Origin of the sequence: Methylobacterium sp. Leaf361 (genome assembly GCF_001424445.1) — a bacterium.
Classification (GTDB): domain Bacteria; phylum Pseudomonadota; class Alphaproteobacteria; order Rhizobiales; family Beijerinckiaceae; genus Methylobacterium.
The window spans coordinates 1-2404 of the sequence record NZ_LMPY01000087.1; the positions used below are offsets into that span (position 1 = coordinate 1).

Consider the following 2404-nt stretch of genomic DNA (forward strand, 5'->3'; position numbering starts at 1 on the left):
GCGCAGTTCGCCGTCATCTTCGGCGAGCGCTTCACCCGGGCCATGGCGGCCTGATGTTCAACCCGCCGCCCGCACACGGAATTCCTGACAGTCCCGGCACGCCTGGTCAAACTTCACGCGTGCCGAAACATCCTTCAAATCTACGGGCATCCAACGGGTGATGATGATCGTCGCAGCAGTCTGCGAACCATACGCATGAGCTGTGAGCGAAAGCCCGCGTTCTAGTTTCCAGACACATGTGCCAGGCAAGTGCACCGGCTCACCGCAACTCCCTACTCCCCAATCGATGTGCTCACCAATTCGGGTAGACGCAGCAGTGATGCGAGTGCCGGCTTCTACGGCCGGGAGATTAAGGTTCTGACTCAAAGCCGAGACCGGCGCTCCGGCGATGACGATGGCTAAAGCGGCAGCAAAATGACGAGTCATCGCCTCCTCCGAGTTGCCAGTCACCCTAAGGCGCTAGCCGGTCAGAGCGCGCTCGGTTGCATCTACCTATTTGGTACTGAAGCCGCGGCTGTACCGCTCCCTTCAAATAGCCATTCGCCTTTGTGTGCTGGTGTGTTGCAGATGCATGGCGGTGGCCAAACGCGTCGTATAGCGCTGCCGGCTGCCGGCAGCCCTCTGTGTCAGAGCATTCGTGTCAGCCAGCGCTGCCCCAGCCGACCTCCCGCCCGCCGTCGCCTCCTGGCGCGACCAGATCGAGCGCCTGTCCGAGATCGTCCCGCTTGCGGCCGTGGCCGACCTGCGCAACGCCCTTGAGATCGAGGCCCAGGCCAAGCGCCAGCTGGCGGACGAGTACGATGCCGCCCAGGAGCGGTGGCCGACCTTGGCCTGTCATACAAGGCGATCCACGAGGCCCGGCAGCTGCGCGACGCGGAGGCTGCCGACCCGGGCGTGATTCTGCGGCAGTTGCGGCTCCCGCGCTCGCCTGCCGGGTCCCCCTGCTATAGGCTGCCGTCTGCATGAGAGTTGAGCCATGGGCGAGCCGACTGAAGCCGACGTGCTGGCGCGCGCCAAGCGCACCTTCATCGCGAAGAACCACGACGATCGCGCTTGGGATGCCGGCTTTACAGAACGGGAGGCCCGCAATGGCCACAACGTCGCCTGTCTAACGGAAGTCGAGCGCCAGGAGTACCTCGAGCAGGCGCGCCACGAGCTGCGCACCAGTTCGCCATCCGAAAGAACCGACCGCGGCAAGGCGAGGCGGAAGGGTATCGAGTAGCAGGCCGGCCGAGCTGACGCCGAGCGCCTCAGGCTGGATGCGTCCGAGCAAGCTCCCAGCAATGTCGTCCCCATGAGCAACCGCCTATCTCTCGAGCCGTTGACTCATATCGAGCCGCAGTCGTCCGTGCCGGGCCCGAGCGTTGAGCTGGGGCCACCTCATGAACGACGACCAGCCCCACAGCGGCACGCCCGGCATCGTCGGCGGTCCACCGGCTCCGCCTCGGCTCAAGTCGGTCCGCTACATGGGCTTGCTGATCGCTCAGTTCTCCATGGGAATCGTCGTGATCGCCATCACGTGGGTGATGAGCAGGATGTGGTAGCGGTCCGGAACCTGGGCTCATTGGCATCTTGCCATGGCCTACGCGAAGTACCTCAATCAGGGGGCGCGATCAGGTCTGCGCCTTTCTCGACCATTGAGATGGCGCTGAAGGCTAGGATCCTTGTGATCCTGCACGGCGCTGCGCTACTTCGTGGGGCTTGATGCCGGTGCGCCTACCTGCGTTACTCACGATGGCTTTTCGGCCATCAACGGTGATGGACCATTCCTCGCGACCGAAGCGATCCTGACTGCCTGTGCGAACCACCAAGCCGTTTCGCGCGAGGCTGGTGAGGGTCCAATCCCCCGGCTTGTAGAAACGATCTCGCTCGCCGAGCAGCCGCAGACGGTTCAAGTAAGTCTCATTCAGCGGGCCTGTCATCCGACCGTTGAGGCAGATCGTGTGCCAGTGCCAGACGCTTCGCCCGCAGCTCCGCCATACGCTCTTCCAGCGCGACCTTTTCGGCGTCGAGTTCCTGCTGGGCCTGCTCTGCCTGCTTCTGTCGAGCTGCGTCTCTCGCGGCCGGTGTCGACAGATGGCCGCGGGCATTGAAAGGCAGCTTAGACATCGGACTTGGGCTCGCCCTTGAAGTAGCCCTTGGCCGCCAGGTTCTCGGCGAGGGCTTCGCCTATGGCTTCGTGCATCACGGCTTTTTTGTCCCAGCCCTGGCGGCATCCCGTTCGAGGCGCGCGGCCTTCAGGCGTGCGGTGTTCTGATCGGCGGCACTCGCCGTAGGCCGATCAGCGGCATTTCCGCCGAGCTATGCGGGAGATTGGGTGACGACGGTGTGTTGAAGGCGGCGTATCGAGGCGGGTGTCGAGCCTGCCAGAACCTCTCAGTGAGAGCGATACGCCATGGAGACA

General features: G+C 63.8%; 5 protein-coding genes. 3 read left to right on the top strand and 2 right to left on the bottom strand.

The annotated features are described in order from the left end of the window. Positions 1 to 57: 57 nt before the first annotated feature. Positions 58 to 426, bottom strand: a complete 369-nt coding sequence (locus ASG32_RS34270; RefSeq protein ID WP_157862119.1) for a hypothetical protein — start codon at positions 424 to 426, stop codon at positions 58 to 60. A gap of 211 nt (positions 427 to 637) precedes the next feature. Between ASG32_RS34270 and ASG32_RS31030 the strand changes: the two genes are divergently transcribed. The 3 genes from ASG32_RS31030 (at position 638) to ASG32_RS34275 (ending at position 1544) form a co-directional block, all read left to right on the top strand. Then, positions 638 to 898: a hypothetical protein gene (locus ASG32_RS31030; protein WP_056533871.1), complete on the top strand. Its 261-nt coding sequence runs from the start codon at positions 638 to 640 to the stop codon at positions 896 to 898. A 78-nt stretch (positions 899 to 976) separates the two neighbouring features. Beyond that, entirely contained in the window at positions 977 to 1222 is a 246-nt protein-coding gene (locus tag ASG32_RS31035) for a hypothetical protein (RefSeq protein ID WP_056533872.1), read from the top strand. A 160-nt stretch (positions 1223 to 1382) separates the two neighbouring features. After that, positions 1383 to 1544 (top strand): hypothetical protein, encoded by a 162-nt coding sequence (locus tag ASG32_RS34275; protein ID WP_157862120.1) that lies wholly within the window; start codon positions 1383 to 1385, stop codon positions 1542 to 1544. 358 nt (positions 1545 to 1902) lie between these two features. Here ASG32_RS34275 and ASG32_RS34280 read toward each other — a convergent pair whose 3' ends face one another. Then, positions 1903 to 2109: a hypothetical protein gene (locus ASG32_RS34280; protein WP_157862121.1), complete on the bottom strand. Its 207-nt coding sequence runs from the start codon at positions 2107 to 2109 to the stop codon at positions 1903 to 1905. Positions 2110 to 2404: the final 295 nt, after the last annotated feature.

Excerpts from the sequence above, each read along its gene's own strand:
- ASG32_RS31035 (WP_056533872.1), top strand. The coding sequence starts at position 977 with ATGGGCGAGCCGACTGAAGCCGACGTGCTGGCGCGCGCCAAGCGCACC.
- ASG32_RS34280 (WP_157862121.1), bottom strand. The coding sequence starts at position 2,109 with ATGTCTAAGCTGCCTTTCAATGCCCGCGGCCATCTGTCGACACCGGCC.
- ASG32_RS34275 (WP_157862120.1), top strand. The coding sequence starts at position 1,383 with ATGAACGACGACCAGCCCCACAGCGGCACGCCCGGCATCGTCGGCGGT.
- ASG32_RS34270 (WP_157862119.1), bottom strand. The coding sequence starts at position 426 with ATGACTCGTCATTTTGCTGCCGCTTTAGCCATCGTCATCGCCGGAGCG.